General features: G+C 70.7%; 17 protein-coding genes. 14 read left to right on the forward strand and 3 right to left on the reverse strand.

The features are described 5' to 3' along the window. Positions 1–77 precede the first annotated feature (77 nt). Genes ACQSSQ_RS02225 through ACQSSQ_RS02290 form a run of 14 tightly spaced genes read left to right on the forward strand, consistent with a single transcriptional unit; the run spans position 78 to position 12921 of the window. Complete coding sequence (locus tag ACQSSQ_RS02225) at positions 78–1043, forward strand: ABC transporter permease (RefSeq protein WP_431325399.1); 966 nt, start codon at positions 78–80, stop codon at positions 1041–1043. Next, positions 1040–1942: an ABC transporter permease gene (locus ACQSSQ_RS02230; protein ID WP_431325400.1), complete on the forward strand. Its 903-nt coding sequence runs from the start codon at positions 1040–1042 to the stop codon at positions 1940–1942. Before ACQSSQ_RS02225 ends, ACQSSQ_RS02230 begins: the two co-directional genes overlap by 4 nt. After that, entirely contained in the window at positions 1939–3060 is a 1122-nt protein-coding gene (locus ACQSSQ_RS02235) for an ABC transporter ATP-binding protein (protein ID WP_431325401.1), read from the forward strand. Before ACQSSQ_RS02230 ends, ACQSSQ_RS02235 begins: the two co-directional genes overlap by 4 nt. Further along, entirely contained in the window at positions 3060–4124 is a 1065-nt protein-coding gene (locus ACQSSQ_RS02240; RefSeq protein WP_431325402.1) for an ABC transporter ATP-binding protein, read from the forward strand. The genes ACQSSQ_RS02235 and ACQSSQ_RS02240 overlap by 1 nt, the downstream gene beginning before the upstream one ends. Before the next feature lie 23 nt (positions 4125–4147). Continuing rightward, a complete protein-coding gene (locus ACQSSQ_RS02245) occupies positions 4148–5041 on the forward strand; it encodes an alpha/beta fold hydrolase (RefSeq protein WP_431325403.1) in 894 nt (297 codons plus the stop codon). Positions 5042–5055: 14 nt separating this feature from the next. Next, a complete protein-coding gene (locus tag ACQSSQ_RS02250; protein ID WP_431325404.1) occupies positions 5056–5943 on the forward strand; it encodes an alpha/beta fold hydrolase in 888 nt (295 codons plus the stop codon). Further along, positions 5940–7532, forward strand: coding sequence for an MFS transporter (locus ACQSSQ_RS02255; RefSeq protein WP_431325405.1), 1593 nt, complete (start codon positions 5940–5942; stop codon positions 7530–7532). The genes ACQSSQ_RS02250 and ACQSSQ_RS02255 overlap by 4 nt, the downstream gene beginning before the upstream one ends. 10 nt (positions 7533–7542) lie before the next feature. Next, positions 7543–8619 (forward strand): amidohydrolase family protein, encoded by a 1077-nt coding sequence (locus tag ACQSSQ_RS02260; RefSeq protein ID WP_431325406.1) that lies wholly within the window; start codon positions 7543–7545, stop codon positions 8617–8619. A gap of 44 nt (positions 8620–8663) precedes the next feature. After that, positions 8664–9812, forward strand: a complete 1149-nt coding sequence (locus ACQSSQ_RS02265; protein WP_431325407.1) for an amidohydrolase family protein — start codon at positions 8664–8666, stop codon at positions 9810–9812. Continuing rightward, positions 9812–10207: a Rieske (2Fe-2S) protein gene (locus tag ACQSSQ_RS02270; RefSeq protein ID WP_431325408.1), complete on the forward strand. Its 396-nt coding sequence runs from the start codon at positions 9812–9814 to the stop codon at positions 10205–10207. The genes ACQSSQ_RS02265 and ACQSSQ_RS02270 overlap by 1 nt, the downstream gene beginning before the upstream one ends. Before the next feature lie 10 nt (positions 10208–10217). Beyond that, positions 10218–11525 (forward strand): NADH-ubiquinone oxidoreductase-F iron-sulfur binding region domain-containing protein, encoded by a 1308-nt coding sequence (locus ACQSSQ_RS02275; protein ID WP_431325409.1) that lies wholly within the window; start codon positions 10218–10220, stop codon positions 11523–11525. A gap of 13 nt (positions 11526–11538) precedes the next feature. Then, positions 11539–11805, forward strand: a complete 267-nt coding sequence (locus ACQSSQ_RS02280; protein WP_431325410.1) for a ferredoxin — start codon at positions 11539–11541, stop codon at positions 11803–11805. Next, complete coding sequence (locus ACQSSQ_RS02285; protein WP_431325411.1) at positions 11802–12116, forward strand: hypothetical protein; 315 nt, start codon at positions 11802–11804, stop codon at positions 12114–12116. Before ACQSSQ_RS02280 ends, ACQSSQ_RS02285 begins: the two co-directional genes overlap by 4 nt. A 58-nt stretch (positions 12117–12174) precedes the next feature. Continuing rightward, entirely contained in the window at positions 12175–12921 is a 747-nt protein-coding gene (locus tag ACQSSQ_RS02290; RefSeq protein ID WP_431326763.1) for a PaaI family thioesterase, read from the forward strand. Between the two features lie 25 nt (positions 12922–12946). Here ACQSSQ_RS02290 and ACQSSQ_RS02295 read toward each other — a convergent pair whose 3' ends face one another. The 3 genes from ACQSSQ_RS02295 to ACQSSQ_RS02305 are packed head-to-tail and all read right to left on the reverse strand — an operon-like array spanning position 12947 to position 16730. Next, complete coding sequence (locus tag ACQSSQ_RS02295; protein WP_431325412.1) at positions 12947–14674, reverse strand: class I adenylate-forming enzyme family protein; 1728 nt, start codon at positions 14672–14674, stop codon at positions 12947–12949. Continuing rightward, positions 14671–15714, reverse strand: a complete 1044-nt coding sequence (locus tag ACQSSQ_RS02300; protein WP_431325413.1) for a phosphotransferase family protein — start codon at positions 15712–15714, stop codon at positions 14671–14673. Before ACQSSQ_RS02300 ends, ACQSSQ_RS02295 begins: the two co-directional genes overlap by 4 nt. Beyond that, on the reverse strand, positions 15711–16730 hold the full coding sequence (locus tag ACQSSQ_RS02305) for a DUF7064 domain-containing protein (protein WP_431325414.1): 1020 nt from the start codon (positions 16728–16730) through the stop codon (positions 15711–15713). The genes ACQSSQ_RS02300 and ACQSSQ_RS02305 overlap by 4 nt, the downstream gene beginning before the upstream one ends. Positions 16731–16817 lie beyond the last annotated feature (87 nt).

Genomic DNA, 16817 nt, shown 5'->3' on the forward strand with positions numbered 1-16817 from the left:
CGCCCTGCGGTGGGTGCGGGGCTCCCTCCCTGCTCCGCACCCACCGATCCGACAGCGAGTGAACGGATGGTCGAGACATGAACGCGGTGGTCTGGAGACGTCGCGCCGGCTCGGTGGCGAGGTTCTTCCTTCTCCTCTTCCTGGTGACGGTGGCGGTCTTCCTGCTGCTCGACCTGATCCCGGGCAACCCGGTGGATGCGATCCTCCCGCCGGACGCGACTCCCGAGCAGCGTGCGGCGGCCGCGGAGCAGTACGGCTTGAACGACCCCATGTACCAGCGCTACCTGGACTGGCTCGGCGGGATCCTGCACGGCGACTTCGGGCGCTCGTTCCAGACCGGTCTGAGCGTGTCCGACCAGATCCTCGAGCGGGCGCCGGTGTCGATCGAGCTCGCGATCCTCGCGATGATCGTGGCGCTCGCGGTCTCGATCCCGGTCGGCGTGTGGTCGGCCTACCGCCCGGGCAGCCTGGTGGACCGTGCTTCGACGTTCGTGATCTCGGCAACGCTGGCGACGCCGGCCTTCGTCCTCGGCATCCTCCTCGTCTACGTCTTCGCCGTGACGCTCGGCTGGCTGCCGGTGCTCGGGTGGGTGCCCTTCTCCGAGGACCCCGCCGAGCACGTCAAACGGCTGATCCTCCCGGTCATCACGCTGGCCGCCGGGGAGTGCGTCCTGTTCACGCGGCTCCTCAAGGGCGACATGATGGCGACTCTGCAGCAGGACCACGTCCTCTCCGCGCGGGCTCGCGGGCTTCCCACGAAGAGCATCCTCACCCGCCACTCCCTGCGGCAGTCGTCCTTCTCGCTCGTGACCGTCTCGGGCGTCGTGATCGGGCGCCTCATCGGCGGCACCGTGCTCGTCGAGGCGATCTTCTCGCTCCCCGGCATGGGAACGATGGTCATCACCGCCATCCAGTCGCGCGACTACATCGTCGTGCAGGCCGTGGTGCTCCTGAGCGCCATCGTCTACCTGCTGATGAACACCCTCGTGGATCTCTCGTACCCCCTGCTCGACCCGCGCGTGAGGAAGGTGAGGACGTCATGACCGAGATCGTCCAGCAGCGGCCCGGGCCGCAGACCGCGACGGAGATCGAGGCCCCGCTCGAGGTCTTCGACGAGCACGTCAGGCCGGTACGACGCCGGCGCGACTACGGCGCCCTGTTCGGTGTCGTCTGGATCGCGCTGGTGGCCCTGGCCGCCCTGCTGGCCGGCGTGCTGCCTCTGCCGGACCCGAACGAGGTGACGAACTCCTTCAGCGCGATGCCGTCGGCGGACCACCTCCTCGGCACCGACGCGATCGGTCGCGACGTGCTGTCGCGAATCGTCTACGGCGCCAGGGTCTCGATGGCCGTCGCGATCGGAGCGACCAGCCTGTCGCTGCTCATCGGCGTCACGATCGGCATGGTCGCCGGGTACTTCCGGGGCGCCGCCGACGCGACGAGCTCGCTCTTCGTGAACTTCATGCTCGCGTTCCCGCCGCTGATCTTCCTGATCGCCGTCGTCACCGCGCTCCAGCCGGGCCTCCTCACGCTGGTCGTGGCGCTCGCGCTCGTCGGCATCCCCAACTTCGCCCGGGTGGCGCGCGCCAACACGATCGCCTTCGCCGACCGGGAGTTCGTCACGGCGGCGAAGGCGCTGGGAGCACGGCCGCTTCGGATCCTGACGCGCGAGCTCCTCGTCAACGTGATGCTGCCGATCCTCTCGCTCGCGCTGGTGGTGATGGCGACGCTGGTCGTCGCCGAGGGCAGTCTCAGCTTCCTCGGGGTGGGCGTCCCGCCGCCGACGCCGAGCTGGGGCGGGATGCTCGCCGCGGGGCGCGAGTCGCTCAGCGAGGAGCCGCAGCTCGTCCTCGTCCCCGCTCTCTTCTTCTTCCTCACGGTCTTCTCGTTCAACAGGCTCGGCGACTGGGCACGGGGCCGCGTCGGTAGGGAGTCATCGCTATGAGCACCGGTACGGAGCCGTACGTGGACGACGTCGCGGTCGACGGCGCGACGTCGCCCGAGAGCTTCCTCGAGGTCGAGAACCTCCGGGTCTGGTTCGGCACACCCCGCGGCATGGTGCGCGCGGTCGACGGGGTCGACCTGCAGCTGCGCAAGGGCGAGACGCTCGGCGTCGTCGGGGAGTCCGGCTCGGGCAAGTCGGTGCTCTCCCGGGCGATCATGAAGATCCTCGCCCCCAACGCCCGCGTCCTCGACGGAAGTCGCATCAGGCTCGACGGCGTCGATCTCGCGACGGTCGACCCCAAGAAGAACAGGCACCTGTGGGGTGTCGACCTGTCGATGGTGTTCCAGGACCCCATGACCTCGCTGACGCCGGTGATCACGGTGGGGAAGCAGCTGACGGAGACGCTGCGCTACCACCTCGATCTCGACGGCAAAGCGGCGCGCGCCGAGGCCGTACGGCTCCTGAGCCTCGTCGGCATCCCCGAGCCCGAGAAGCGCTTCGACCAGTACCCGCACGAGCTCTCCGGCGGCATGCGGCAACGCGTCACGATCGCGTTGGCGATCTCCTGCTCGCCCAAGCTGTTGATCGCCGACGAGCCGACGACGGCGCTCGACGTCACGGTGCAGCACCAGATCCTCAACCTGCTGCGCGACCTCCAGGCGAGCTCGGGGATGGCGATGATCCTCATCACCCACGACCTGGGCGTCGTCGCCGGGCGGACCGACAACATCGCCGTGATGTACGCCGGGCGCGTCGTCGAGATGGCGCCGACCCGACGGCTCTTCGCCCACATGCGCCACCCGTACACACGGGCGCTCATCGATGCGATCCCCAAGCTCGACCATCCCAGCCACACGCGGCTGGCGTCGATCCCGGGAAGGCCGCCGACCATCGTCGACCCGCCGCCCGGGTGCAGCTTCGCCGCGCGCTGTCCCTCCGCCCAGGACCGCTGCACGAAGGAGACGCCGACCTTGGTCACGACACCGGACTCGGACCGCCACGCGGCGGCCTGCTTCTTCCCGCTCGGCACCCCCGAGGGGGATCGCGCCCGGCAGCGCAACATCGAGGCCGGCGTCACCGCTGCCGGGACGCCCGTGGCATCGGAGGTGAGGGTCTGATGGCCGGGAGCGGGACGGCGCACCTTCGCGCCGGGGACGACGTGGTGCTCAGTGTCCGCAACCTCACCGTCGAGTACGTCGGGAGCCGGGGCGAGCGGGTCTTCGCGGTGTCCGACGTGAGCTTCGACGCGCGGCGCGGCGAGACGATCGGCCTCGTCGGCGAGTCCGGGTGCGGCAAGTCGAGCGTGGCGAAGGCGATCATGCAGCTCCCCGCACCCACCTCCGGGTCGATCCTCCTCGAGGGGGCGGAGATCGCGGGGCTGAAGGGTGCCGCCCTGCGACGGCAGCGGCGCAAGCTCCAGATGATCTTCCAGGACCCGATCTCCTCGCTGAACCCGCTCCGGAAGGTCAAGGACATCATCGCCGAGGGACTCCGCGTCCAGGGCGGGGTCGGCAAGAGAGACGCCGCGACGCGGGTCCAGTCGATGATCGAGCGCGTCGGGCTCGACCCGGACACCGCGGCGGACCGACGTCCCCACGAGTTCTCCGGTGGGCAGTGCCAGCGCATCTCGATCGCGCGAGCGATGGTGCTCGACCCGGAGGTCCTGATCTGCGACGAGCCGGTCTCGGCGCTCGACGTCTCGGTTCAGGCGCAGATCATGAACCTGCTCGAGGAGATGAAGGAGCGCTACCAGCTCACGATGGTCTTCATCGCGCACGATCTCGCGGTGGTGAAGAACCTCAGCGACCGGATCGTCGTGATGTACCTCGGCAAGGTCTGCGAGGTGGCGGAGTCGGACGACCTGTTCGCGTCCCCGGCGCACCCCTACACGCGGGCCCTCGCACAGTCGATCCCCGAGCCGGACCCCGAGGCGCAGATCCAGGAGGCGGCGCTGTCGGGTGATCTCCCGTCGCCGCTCAACCCGCCGACGGGCTGCCGGTTCCGTACGAGGTGTCCTCTGGCGCAGGAGATCTGCGCGACGGACGAGCCGGAGGTCAGGGAGGTGCGCCCGGGACGCTTCGCGGCCTGCCACTTCCCGCTGGACGAGCAGTCCCCGAAGGAGCCGCCCCTGGAGGGCGGGACGAACGTGGACGACTCCGCGGAGCGCGCGGTGGTCGCATGACTCAACGAGAGAGAGGCGCACGGATGGCTGAGGGAGAGGTCGAGGTCAACGGTGGGGTGGTGGTGTACGAGTTCGTCGGTCCGCAGGACGGCGAGGTCGTGGTGCTGACGCCGGGTGGTCGGTTCAGCAAGGACTACGGCGGTGTGCACGAGCTGGCGGAGGCGTTGGCGGCGGGTGGCAAGCGGGTGTTGTTGTGGGATCGGCCGAACTGTGGTCGGTCGGACATCCAGCTGTACGGGCGTTCGGAGTCGCACATGCGGGCGGAGACGCTCGGGGTGATGCTCGAGAAGCTCGGGATCGAGAAGGTGGTCGCTGCCGGGGGTTCTGGTGGTGCGCGGGACATGATCGTGTTCTCGATGATGTATCCGGAGAAGGTCACGAAGCTGTTGACCTGGTGCATCGTCGGGGGGACATTCTCGACGATGAGTCTGGCGGGCGTGTACGTGCTGCCGGAGCTGCGGGCGGTGCGGGCCGGGGGGATCGAGGCGGTGCTGTCGATCCCGGGTGCTGCGGGGAGCTGGGCGGATCTGTGCGAGGCGAACCCTCGGAACAAGGAGCGGCTGCTGGCGGTCGGGGCCGAGGAGTTCGAGGCGGTGATGGAGCGTTGGTTCGATGCGTACATCCCGAAGGCGAACGAGGCGATCCCGGGTGTGGCGGACTGGGAGTTCGCGCAGGTGAAGGTGCCGACGTTGATCGTGCGGGGTGGGGCGAAGGACTACGACCACCCGGCGCGGACGTCGCGTGAGGTGCTGTCGTTGATCGAGGGTGCGCGGCTGATCGAGCCGCCGTGGCCCGAGGACGCCTGGGAGGTTGCCGCGGTGGCCGCCGGGCAGGGACGCGGCGCCCTGTTCGACTTCTGGCAGCTGGGAGCGCCTGCCTTCCTCGCCTTCATCGACGAGCAGAGCATCGACGAGTAGAGGGAGGGGCAGCGATGCCCGACGCCGAGGTCGAGGTCAACGGTGGGGTGGTGGTGTACGAGTTCGTCGGTCCGCAGGACGGCGAGGTCGTGGTGCTGACGCCGGGTGGTCGGTTCAGCAAGGACTACGGCGGTGTGCACGAGCTGGCGGAGGCGTTGGCGGCGGGTGGCAAGCGGGTGTTGTTGTGGGATCGGCCGAACTGTGGTCGGTCGGACATCCAGCTGTACGGGCGTTCGGAGTCGCACATGCGGGCGGAGACGCTCGGGGTGATGCTCGAGAAGCTCGGGATCGAGAAGGTGGTCGCTGCCGGGGGTTCTGGTGGTGCGCGGGACATGATCGTGTTCTCGATGATGTATCCGGAGAAGGTCACGAAGCTGTTGACCTGGTGCATCGTCGGGGGGACGTTCTCGACGATGAGTCTGGCGGGCGTGTACGTGCTGCCGGAGCTGCGGGCGGTGCGGGCCGGGGGGATCGAGGCGGTGCTGTCGATCCCGGGTGCTGCGGGGAGCTGGGCGGATCTGTGCGAGGCGAACCCTCGGAACAAGGAGCGGCTGCTGGCGGTCGGGGCCGAGGAGTTCGAGGCGGTGATGGAGCGTTGGTTCGATGCGTACATCCCGAAGGCGAACGAGGCGATCCCGGGTGTGGCGGACTGGGAGTTCGCGCAGGTGAAGGTGCCGACGTTGATCGTGCGGGGTGGGGCGAAGGACTACGACCACCCGGCGCGGACGTCGCGTGAGGTGCTGTCGTTGATCGAGGGTGCGCGGCTGATCGAGCCGCCGTGGCCCGAGGACGCCTGGGAGCAGCGGGGCGTCCGCCGGCGCGCGGGGGAGGACGTCGGCTTCGAGTTCTGGGTCGACGGTGCGCCGGCCTTCCTCGCCTTCATCGACGGGGACGCGGCATGATCCGCCTGCGCGCCCGCCGGCCGGTGCCGCCGTGGGCCACGATCGGCGTCCTCGCCCTCACCGGCGTGCTCGCGGCGCTGCAGGGGACGCTCCTGCTGCCCCTCGTGTCACGGCTCCCCGAGGTCTACGGCGTCGGGACCGTGGCGGCGTCCTGGATCATCACGGCGACGATGCTCGCCGGCGCGCTGGCGACGCCGATCGTGTCGCGCCTGGCGGACATGCTCGGCAAGCGCCGACTCGTCCTGGTCGCGCTCCTCGTGCTCCTCGCCGGTTCGGTGCTGCTGGCCGTCACCGACGAGTACGCCGTGGCGCTCCTCGGGCGGACCCTTCAAGGCGTGACCGCCTCGGTCCTCCCCGTCTCGATGAGCATCCTGAAGGACGTCCTCCCTCCTGAGCGGGTCGGCTCCGGGATCGCGCTGGTGAGCGCCACCCTCGGGATCGGCTCGGCGGTCGGTCTCCCCTTGGCGGGGCTGCTGTACGGCACGCTCGGCTACAGCTCGCTGTTCTGGCTCGTCGCCGGCTTCGCGGGCCTGCTGGCGATCGGTGCGTGGTGGCTCCTCCCGCCGGGGACGCCGGCCGAGGAGGACGAGCGGTTCGACTGGGCCGGTGCCGTCCTTCTGGCGATGGGGCTGGTGCCGCTGCTGCTGGTCCTGTCCCAAGGCAACGCCTGGGGGTGGGGGAGCCCGACGACGCTCGCGCTCGCCGTCGCGGCCGTGGTCTCCTTCGCCGTGTGGGTCCCGTGGGAGCTGCGTACCCGTTCCCCGCTGATCGACCTGCGGCTGACTTCGCGCCGACCGGTCCTGCTCACGAACGTCGCGTCGGTGATCATCGCGCTCGGACTGCTGACCAACCTCCTGCTCGCGTCGCTCCAGCTCGGCAGCCCGGCGGGGACCGACGCCGGGCTCGGGCTCTCCGCCGGTCGGACCGGCCTCGCGATGGCGCTCCCAGCAGCTGTGTTCGTGCTCGCGGCGCCGCTGCTCGGGCTGCTGCTGCGCCGCTTCGGCGGACGCGCTGTGCTGCTGGCGGGATCGCTCACGATGGCGGTCGCGTACGCGCTGCGCGTCGTGCTCGACGACTCGGTCGCCCACGTCGTCCTCGGCTCGGTGCTGATCGGTGCGGGAAGCACGTTGGCGATGGCGGCGATGCCCATGATCATCATGGCGGCGGTGCCGCGTCGCCACACGGCGTCCGCGAACGGCGTGAACTCGCTGTGCCGGATGATCGGCACGTCGGCGTCGACGGCGGCGCTGGCCGCGCTGACGTCGGCGACGGCGACCGTCGTGGCGGGCCACGAGGTCCCCACGTCGACCACCATCCACGTCGCGTGCTGGGTGCTCGTCGGCGCGGGGCTCCTGGCGAGCGTGGTCGTGTGGTTCATCCCGCGCGACCACGAGCACCGGGAGCGGGACGCCGGGACGGTCCCAGCGCCCGCTGCAGGCGATCCGGGCATCCTCGGGAGCCTGCCCATCTCGAACGAACTACCAGGTCAGCGGCGGCGCGGGCGCGGAAGCCCTGCCGCTCAGACGTCATCTGCAGTACGCTACAGCGGAGCAATTATTTGCTTCACTGGCGCTCCGAGAGTGAAGTGAGGTCAAGATGATGGCATCCCGTGGACACCTGATCGACGCGAGCGTCCAGGTGTTCTTCAAGTCCGACGCGGACCTTCGGACGTACCTGCGCGAGCCCTTCAAGAGCCGGGGCTACCCGCACGTCGACGTCCCGTGGTTCGCCCCGCCCGGCCCCCGCTACGTCGAGGGCTCCGACAATCCTGACGGGTCGCACCCCGGCTCCGACCCGGAGCAGGTCGGCAAGGTGATCCTCGACGACCGAGGGTTCGACTTCGCGATCCTGCACCCCATGACGGCCGCGTCGATCCTCCCCGACTGGCACCTGGGCACGGCGATCCTCGCCGCGACCAACCAGATGCTGGTGGAGCGCTGGTTGGAGTCGGACACCTACGCCGACCGCTTCCGCGGGACGATCCGCGTCAACCCGCGCGACATCGACGGCGCGGTTCGCGAGATCGAGCGCTGGAAGGGACACCCCCGCATCGTGCAGATCGGGCTCCCGATGCAGACCGAGGAGCCGTACGGGCGCTCGCACTTCAAGCCGCTGTGGCGGGCGGCGTGCGACGCGAACCTGCCCGTCGCGGTCCACCTCGAGATGGGCGCCGGCATCACGCACCCGCCGACCCCGTCGGGGATCACCCGGACGTACTCGCACCTCGCGGCGTACCAGCCGATGACCTTCGTCTGGCACCTCCTCAACATGATCGCCGAGGGGGTCTTCCACGAGTTCCCCGACCTCAAGGTGGTGTGGACCGACGGCGCCGCCGACATGGTGACGCCGTTCATCTGGCGGTTCGACACCTTCGGAAGGCCGCACCTGGAGCAGACGCCGTGGGCGCCGAACATCCCGAGCTCGTACCTGCCCGACCACGTCTACTTCGTGAACGGGCTCCTCGACGGCCCCGGCGACGCGGACTTCGCCGACGAGTGGCTCCGGATGACCGGCAAGGAGGACATGCTCCTCTTCGGCTCGAGCTACCCGAGCTGGCAGACGGTCGGTCCCGACGATCTCCCGCGGGCCTGGAGCGAGGAGCAGCGGGCGAAGGTGCTCGGGGGCAACGCGGCCACGCTCTACGGGCTCGACGCCGCCGTGCCGGCATCCGCCTGACTCGACCCACCCACGATCGCTCACGACACGAGAGGAAGAGACACATGACGATCGACACCACGCAAGAACGCAAGGTCGGCTCCGAGCAGGTCCAGGTCCGGATCGTCGACAGCGACGTCCATCCGACCCCCCGCTACGGGGAGATCGACGAGTTCATCTCGGACAGTCTTCGTGCGCTGCTCGCTCAGCGCAGCGCGATGTCGGGCAACCCCGTCTACTACGACGCGCCGGACTACAACCACGCCTTCGCGATGCGGACGGACTCGTTCCCCGACGACGGGAACTTCGCCGGGTCCGACCCCGACCTCACGTTCCGCCAGCTGATCATGGATGCGGGTTCTGACATCGCGATCCTGGGCCCGCTGCCGAACGGCGGGCAGACCGACGAGGAGGCGCACGAGCTCGCCGCCGCGTACAACCAGTGGCAGGACAAGTGCTGGCTCGACAGCGAGAACAACTGGCACCAGCGCTATCGCGGCTCGATCTGCGCCGCGATCGAGATGCCGGAGGCCGGCGCACGCGAGATCGAGGAGTGGGTCGGGCACCCGTACATGTCCCAGGTCCTCATCAACGCCGAGCCGCGCCCGTCCTGGGGTCACCCGAAGTACGACCCGATCTGGGCCGCCGCGACCCGGCACGACATCCCCGTGGCATGCCACCTCGGGCGCGGTCAGCACAACGAGCTGCCGATGTCGCCGGTCGGGTTCATGACCTACAACCACGACCTGATGGTGTCGTACTCGATGCTCGCCGCCAACCAGGTGATGAGCCTGATCTTCGACGGCGTCTTCGACCGCTTCCCGACGCTGAAGATCGTCCTCATCGAGCACGCGTTCAACTGGATCCTGCCGCTCATGTGGCGGATGGACGCGATCTACGCGGCGCGCGGCCCCGAGAACGGGCTGAAGCGCAAGCCGTCGGACTACGTGAAGGACCACATCTGGTTCACGACCCAGCCCCTGGACTACCCCGAGGACAAGCTGGAGCTCACCCACGCGCTCGAGTGGATGGAGGCGGACAAGCTGCTGCTGTTCTCGTCGGACTACCCGCACTGGACGTTCGACGACCCGCAGTGGGTCGCCAAGCACATGCCCGAGCAGTGGCGCGACAAGATCATGTTCCAGAACTCGATCGAGCTCTTCCACCTGCCGAGCACGGTCCCTGCTCTGCCCGGTCAGAAGAGGCCGTACTAGTGCGCGAGAGAGAGACGGTCAGGGCGCCGCTGGCCCGCGGGCGTGAGCACGTCGTCGCGACCGTGGACGAGATCGCGCCCGGAGGGTCGAAGCTCGTCCCGATCGGGCGGTACGGCGTCGGCGTCTACAACGTCAACGGCAAGTTCTACGCGATCGCCAACTACTGCCCCCACGAGGGCGGACCGCTGTGCGGAGGCCGGACCCACGGCCAGACCGTGGTCGACGCGGAGCGTCCCGGCGGCGCTGCCGAGGTCAGGGACGGCGAGTTCATCTACTGCCCGTGGCACCAGTGGGGCTTCGAGCTCGCCACCGGGACGACCGCGGTCAAGCCGGAGTGGAGCATCCGGACGTATCCCGTCCGGGTCGACGGCGAGAACGTGATCGTGACGGCATGAGAGGACACCGATGAGCCTGACAGCAGACGACGCCGTCGCCATGGAGGCCGTGGCGTCCTACCCCAGCATCGCGCCGCGTCTCGTCACGAGCCTTGCCGAGCGCGAGGACCTTGCCGCGTACCTCGCGAGCGGAGGCTATGCGCCGGTCGACGACGCCGACCGGCTGCTGGACGACGTCCTGCAGGCCGGCGTACGGGGTCGCGGCGGAGCGGCGTTCCCGATCAGCCAGAAGATCGCGACCGTGCGGGCGAACGGGTCGCCGGTCGTGGTGGCCAACGGCGAGGAGGGCGAGCCTGCCTCGATCAAGGACCGTTGGCTGCTGCGGCACCGGCCGCACCTCGTGCTCGACGGGCTGCGGCTCGCCGCGCTCATGGTCGAGACGGAGGATCTTCACGTCTACGTGTCCGACGAGGCCGGCGCGCTCAGCGTCGGGCGCGCGCTCGACGAGCTGGCCGGGAGCGGTGTCTGGGACGCGCGTGTCACGGTGACCGTGGTCGAGCCGGCGTACGTCGCCGGGGAGGAGACCGCCGCCGTCCAGGCCCTGAACGGGGGTCCCGCGCTGCCGACCGACAAGCCTCCCCGACCGTTCGAGGAGGGTGTCGACGGGCGACCGACGATGGTCAGCAACGTCGAGACGCTGGCCAACCTGCCCGTCGTCCAGCGCCTCGGGCCGTCGGCGTACCGAGACGTGGGGACGGACACCTCGCCGGGCACCTTCCTCCTCACGCTCACGGGGTGCCGCTCGGCAGGCCTGTACGAGGTGCCCTTCGGAGAGACGCTGCGATCGGTGCTGACCTGGCTCGGGGAGGACGTCGAGTCGGTCGCTGGCCTTCTGATGGGCGGCTACTTCTCGGGAGTCGTCGGACCTCAGGGCCTCGACGTCCCGCTGGACCACGACGCGATGACGGCGGCGGGCTCGGGGCTCGGGTGCGGCGCGGTCGCCGTGATCGCGTCGGGGCTCTGCCCGGTCACCGTGTCGGCCTCGGTGATGGCCTACTTCGCCCGGGAGAACGCCGGGCAGTGCGGGTCGTGCTTCAACGGCACGGCGGCGATGAGCGCGGTGCTGGGGGCGCTGGTCGACCACCGGGCGGAGGCCTCCGACGTCGAACGGCTGCGTCACTGGTCCTCGTTCCTCCGCGGGCGCGGGGCGTGCGGGACGCTCGACGGCGCGACGAACGTCGCGGCGAGCCTGCTGCGCGAGTTCCCCGACCTGGTCGCGGCGCACCTCGACGACGTCTGCGGCGTCTGCGGCGGGGGCGGGGCCCGACTGACCGACCCACCGTTCGCCGTGGCGCTGCCCACGCCGAGCACACAGTGAGGAGACCCCTGCGGTGAAGATCAAGCTCGACAGAACCCTCTGCGACGGATTCGGCCTGTGCGCCGACCACGCGCCTGAGACGTTCTCGCTCGACGAGTGGGGCTACGTCTCGCTCGTCGGGACGGGAGACGTCGCCCCGGAGGACGAGGAGGGCGTGCGGCGCGCCCTCCTGGACTGCCCCGTCCACGCGATCCTCACGCTGCCGCAGACCACGGCGACGCGATCCGCGACGGCCGAGACGACGCCCGCGATGGCGGGGGACAGGAGGCAGCACGGATGAGCGACGCGATCATGGTGGTCAAGACGAACCCGGTCGACGGGCGCGAGGACGAGTTCAACGCGTGGTACTCGAACGAGCACGTCCCGGAGATCCTGGCCGTCCCCGGCTTCGTCGGCGCGCGGCGCTACGTGGCGCTCGAGGACCCGGCGGACGCCGGCGACCCGGGCTTCCGGTACGTCGCGATCTACGAGATCGAGGGATCGGTGCCCGAGGCTCTCGCAGCCCTCGGTGCCGCTGGCATCGCGCCCGGTCCCGCGATGGACGAACGGACGTCCGTCGCCGTCTACTCGTCTTTCCCGCCTGTCAGTTAGCCAATCAACTGGTCGGTTGACTACGGCAGGCGGACGGCTCTAGCCTGAGGTCGTGCAGATGCGACCGCAGGCGACCAGCAGCAGCCCTGGCGAGAGGCCCAGCCTCGTCTCGTACTCGAGGACCATGCTCGCGCCGGAGGAGCTTGCCCGCCGCGACCGGGCGTACGCGGCGCTCACCGAGGCCGTGCGAGAGCTGTGCGACGCGCAGCTGAGGACCGAGGTCGACCTCGACGAGGTCGGAGCGGTCACGGCCGAGGTGCACGCCGTGACCGCTCGGCTCCTCGTCGCGGCGCGCGAGCGCTCCTTCGGCATCGAGCTCGGTCACGACGGTGGTGCGCGCGAGCACGGCAACGCCGTCCTCGGGCTGCGCAACCCGTTCGCCTGTGCGGTCGGCAGGCGGGCGATGTTCTGGGACGACCGTGGGGCACGCGCGACGTTGGAGCTCGACGCGCTGTACGAGGGGCCGCCCGGATGCGTCCACGGCGGGGTCTTGTCCCTCGTCTTCGACCAGCTGTTCACCGAGGCGGCGGCTGCGGTGGGTCAGCTCGGCATGACGGCGGAGCTGACCGTCACCTACCGACGCCCGACCCCGCTCGGCACCGTGACGGTCGACGCGTGGCTGGAGGTGGCCGACGGCCGCAAGCGTCGCATGCGCGCGACGTGCCACGACGGCGACGGCAACCTCACCGCCGAGGCAGAGGCGCTCCTCGTCCTGCCGCGATGGCTCGAGGGCTCGGACGCGATCTGGCCGAAGCGGCCGCCGCTGGACGCGGTCAGCACCGACGGTCCCTCGGCGCGTCGGTGAGCTGGCGGCGACGCCTGTCCTCGACTCAGCGGGCGGTGGAGATCCAGTCGCGTACGTCGCGCTTCAGCACCTTGCCGCTGGCGTTCCTCGGGAGCGGGGTGTCGCGCACGTACCACGCGCTCGGCACCTTGAACGCCGCCAGCTCCGCGGACGCGAGCGTTCGCAGCGCGTCGACGTCGACCCGCGCGTCCTCGTGCGGGACGACGACGGCCGCGACCGCCTCGCCCAGGTCCGGGTCGGGGACGGCGACCACGGCCACCTCCGCGACCGTGGGGTGCGTGCCCAGCACGCGCTCGACCTCGGCGGGGTAGACGTTCTCGCCGCCGCGGATGATCACGTCCTTCAGGCGGTCGACGAGGCGCAGCCGGCCAGCGGCGTCGAAGACGCCGAGGTCGCCGGAGCGGAACCAGCCGTCGGTGAAGGCCGTCTCGGTCTCGCCCGGCGTCCAGTAGCCGGCCACGACCTGGGGTCCCCGGACCCACACCTCGCCGACCTCCCCGGTGGCGACCTCCGCGCCGACGTCGTCGACGAGCCTCACCTCCGCGCCCGGCACGGGGAACCCGGCGACCTGCGGGTTCGCCACGACCGCGGCGCCGCTCTGCTGCACGGCCGACGACGTCGTCTCGGTCATGCCGTACCCGTGGTTGATCGACACCTGAGGTCCGACACGGCTCAGGACGAGCTCGACGAGCTCGGTCGCTCCCGGCGAACCCCCGATGCCGATCGACGAGACGCGTGAGAGGTCGTACGACGCGAGTGCCGGCGAGGCGAGCAGCCGGCGCAGCATCGTGGGGACCAGGACCAGCGCGGTGATCTCCTCGCGGACGCAGAGGTCGAGCGCCTCCTCGGTGTCCCAGCGGTACATCAGCACCATCTTCATCCCACCGGCGGCGGCGTTGTAGACCGACGAGACGCCGCCGATGTGGAACAGCGGGAACGGGTTGAGCATCGCCGGCTGGGCGGTGGGCATCGGAGCGACAGCGTCGTCGCCGGCGATCTGCCGGGCGACCTCCGCCTGGAACCCCATCGTCATCATCAACGTGGTGTGGTTGCGGTGCGTCGCCAGAGCGCCCTTCGGCCGTCCCGTCGTCCCGGACGTGTAGATGATCGTGGCGGGATCGTCGGGGCCGACGTCGCACGGAGGCAGGGCGTCGTGCGCGGGAGCGTTCGCGAGCAGCTGGTCCCAGCTCCGGTGGGGTGCAAGGACGGGCTCGTCCCTCCGGGTGACGACTGTCGTGGGGAGGGCGTCGCCGGGGCTGACGGCCGTACGCAGCCTGTCCCAGCGCTCCCCGTCGGCGACGAGGACCGCCGGTGCGCAGTCCTCGACCGCCCACCGCAGCTCGCTGCCGGTCCACCAGGCGTTGAGCGGCACGGCGATCGCGCCGAGGGCCTGGGCCGCCCAGAAGGTGATGACGAGCTCGGGGACGTTGCGCATCGCGATCGCGACCCGGTCGCCCTTCGTGACGCCGAGGTCGTCGCGCAGCACGTGGGCGAGGGTGGCGACCTGCGCGTACAGGTCGTCGTACGTCAGCCGCTCCGCCTCGTACACCAGCGCGTCTCGCTCGCCGTGCGCGCGTACTCCCTCGAGCACGGCGCGCAGGCTGGTGGGCGCGTGCCGGTACGCCCGGACGGTCCGCCCGTCGGCGACCGTCTCCACGAGCTCGTACGGGGCGCCCGGCGCCAGCAGCGCGGCGCGCACGCCCTCCTCCGTCACGGCCGCGGCGGGAGAGGTCTCCTCCGTGCGGGCGCTCACCGCAGCTCCTCCGCAGCGCGCTCGGCCCACAGGTCGGTCGTGCGCAGGAAGGTGCCGGAGTCGGTGTCGTCGCCCATCGCCCCGGTGCGGAAGCGGACTGCCGTCCGGAGGCACAGGCAGGCGAGCCGCCAGCTGGCGAGGGAGCGGTAGAGGGGCAGGTCGTCGACGGACGCGCCGGTTGCGGCGACGTACGTGTCCACGACCTCGTCGGGACGCAGCGACCCCGGTGCGGTCGTGGGCGGCGGGGTCCCGAGCATCGCCTCGGCGGGAGCGTCCCAGAAGACCAGCAGCGAGCCGAGGTCGGCGAGCGGCTCGCCGCGGGTGACCAGCTCCCAGTCGAGGATCGCGCGGATCGACCCGTCCGGTCCGGTGATCGTGTTGCCGAGCCGGTAGTCGCCGTGCACGAGGCGACCGGCGGTGTCGGCTGGGAGGCGGCGCGCGAGGTCGTCGCCGAGCACGCGCAGCGAGGCGAGGTGCTGGGTGACCTCCGGACCCGCCGTCTCCGCGATCGAGGCGAGGATGGACCGCCAGCGCCGGATCTGGCGCCCGTTGTAGTTCTCCTTCGGCCCGAGGTCCCCGAGCCCGACCGCCTCGGGGTCGACGGCGTGCAGCGCGGCGAGCGCGGTGGTGAGGTTCGTCGTGGCCGTCCGCAGCGTGGCGGCGTCGAACGCCTGCTCGGCCTGCGCGGCCCCCGTCACGACGAGGCCGTCGACGAAGTCGGTGACGTGGCACGGGACGCCCAACGGGTCCTCGGCGGTGCCGGTCATCCGCACCCGCGGGACCGGGACGTCGGTCTCCCCCAGGGCGGACATCGTGCGCGACTCGCGGGCAGGGTCGTGGGCGCCGCCGCCGGCCTGCCCGCGCGGCGGCTGGCGCAGGACCCAGGTGCGTCCGGCCGTGTCGATCACGCGCGAGGTCAGCATGCTGTAGCCGCCGGTGATGCGTTCGACCCGAAACGGGGGGACCGCCTCGACGAGCCCGTGGGCGAGCCACGCCTCGACCTCGGGGGCGAGCATCGTGGACCGCGTGGAGGTCGTCATCGTGACGACATCCCGATCGGCAGGCCGTCGTCCAGCTGGTCGAGGATCTCGACGATGCCGGTGCCTCGTCGGCCGTCGCTGGTGGAGAACTCGTACGGGGCGTACCCGATGCGGGTCTCGAGCACCGTGCCGTCGTCGTCCGGGCGGTTGTGCCGGAGCGGGACGTACGTCGCCGGCGGGCGCGCGGCGGCCGTCAGGGTCACCGGGCCCTCGGCGGTCTGCACGTCGCAGACGACCCGCTCGCCGAAGCCGTCCGGCGTCCACGTGACGTCGACGGCGTCGAACGTCGCCTCGCTCAGGGCACCGTCGCGGACGACCGCGGCCTCGCGGGTGATCTGACCGTCGCGCCGCGCCACCTGGAGGACCATGAGCGCGCTGCCGTCGTCGAGGGAGGCGGTGATCCAGCGGTACCAGAGCGGGCCGGCCCAGTCGCGGGGGCCCCACGAGTGGTCGCGCAGCCCCGCGGCCTTCTCGAGCGGGTAGGTGGTGCCGTCGACGGTGATGGTGCCGTCGACGCCGATGAACTGCTCGAAGTGTCCCCACGCCATCGTCGACTCGACGTACTTGTCGGGGTCGTCACCGTTCGTCCCGAAGGGCCGGCCGTGGGCGTGGACGGCGAGGTCGAGCGTCACCCGCCGACGAGGAGCCTCCTTGAACGCGGCGCGCGGCTCGGTGAGCACACGGGGGTCGGTGAAGGACGCGAGCTCGCCCTCGTACCGGAGGCGCTGGCGCACGTGGGGCTCGAGGATGTCGATCTGCAGCCCGCCCACCTTGATCTGGTCGACCGTCACCTCGCGTGTCCGCTCGTGGCCGAAGAGGGTCTCGTCCGGCAGGAACAGGAGGACGGACGCCTGGCCGGCGGGCTGGTTGGCCTGCATCGCGACCCGGACCCAGCCGGTGATGCCGGAGGCCGTCGAGGAGAAGTTGTAGTAGGTGCTCTCGTTGTACGCCGGGTCGTCGTTCGGCGTGTGCCGGAACTCGTGCTCCGGGGCGATCGACTCCGCGAGCATGCCCATGCCAACCCTCCAGCTACTAGCCAACCGAATGGTTGGTAACCTAAGGATGCCGGCTCCTGCTGTCAAGCGGCGCGGGGGCCGGCGAGC

It is taken from the genome of Mumia spirodelae, assembly GCF_050632745.1.
Taxonomy (GTDB): Bacteria; Actinomycetota; Actinomycetes; order Propionibacteriales; family Nocardioidaceae; genus Mumia.

Excerpts from the sequence above, each read along its gene's own strand:
- ACQSSQ_RS02300 (WP_431325413.1), bottom strand. The coding sequence starts at position 15,714 with ATGACGACCTCCACGCGGTCCACGATGCTCGCCCCCGAGGTCGAGGCG.
- ACQSSQ_RS02305 (WP_431325414.1), bottom strand. The coding sequence starts at position 16,730 with ATGGGCATGCTCGCGGAGTCGATCGCCCCGGAGCACGAGTTCCGGCAC.
- ACQSSQ_RS02240 (WP_431325402.1), top strand. The coding sequence starts at position 3,060 with ATGGCCGGGAGCGGGACGGCGCACCTTCGCGCCGGGGACGACGTGGTG.
- ACQSSQ_RS02225 (WP_431325399.1), top strand. The coding sequence starts at position 78 with ATGAACGCGGTGGTCTGGAGACGTCGCGCCGGCTCGGTGGCGAGGTTC.
- ACQSSQ_RS02235 (WP_431325401.1), top strand. The coding sequence starts at position 1,939 with ATGAGCACCGGTACGGAGCCGTACGTGGACGACGTCGCGGTCGACGGC.
- ACQSSQ_RS02265 (WP_431325407.1), top strand. The coding sequence starts at position 8,664 with ATGACGATCGACACCACGCAAGAACGCAAGGTCGGCTCCGAGCAGGTC.
- ACQSSQ_RS02275 (WP_431325409.1), top strand. The coding sequence starts at position 10,218 with ATGAGCCTGACAGCAGACGACGCCGTCGCCATGGAGGCCGTGGCGTCC.
- ACQSSQ_RS02260 (WP_431325406.1), top strand. The coding sequence starts at position 7,543 with ATGGCATCCCGTGGACACCTGATCGACGCGAGCGTCCAGGTGTTCTTC.
- ACQSSQ_RS02290 (WP_431326763.1), top strand. The coding sequence starts at position 12,175 with ATGCGACCGCAGGCGACCAGCAGCAGCCCTGGCGAGAGGCCCAGCCTC.
- ACQSSQ_RS02250 (WP_431325404.1), top strand. The coding sequence starts at position 5,056 with ATGCCCGACGCCGAGGTCGAGGTCAACGGTGGGGTGGTGGTGTACGAG.
- ACQSSQ_RS02245 (WP_431325403.1), top strand. The coding sequence starts at position 4,148 with ATGGCTGAGGGAGAGGTCGAGGTCAACGGTGGGGTGGTGGTGTACGAG.
- ACQSSQ_RS02285 (WP_431325411.1), top strand. The coding sequence starts at position 11,802 with ATGAGCGACGCGATCATGGTGGTCAAGACGAACCCGGTCGACGGGCGC.
- ACQSSQ_RS02230 (WP_431325400.1), top strand. The coding sequence starts at position 1,040 with ATGACCGAGATCGTCCAGCAGCGGCCCGGGCCGCAGACCGCGACGGAG.
- ACQSSQ_RS02255 (WP_431325405.1), top strand. The coding sequence starts at position 5,940 with ATGATCCGCCTGCGCGCCCGCCGGCCGGTGCCGCCGTGGGCCACGATC.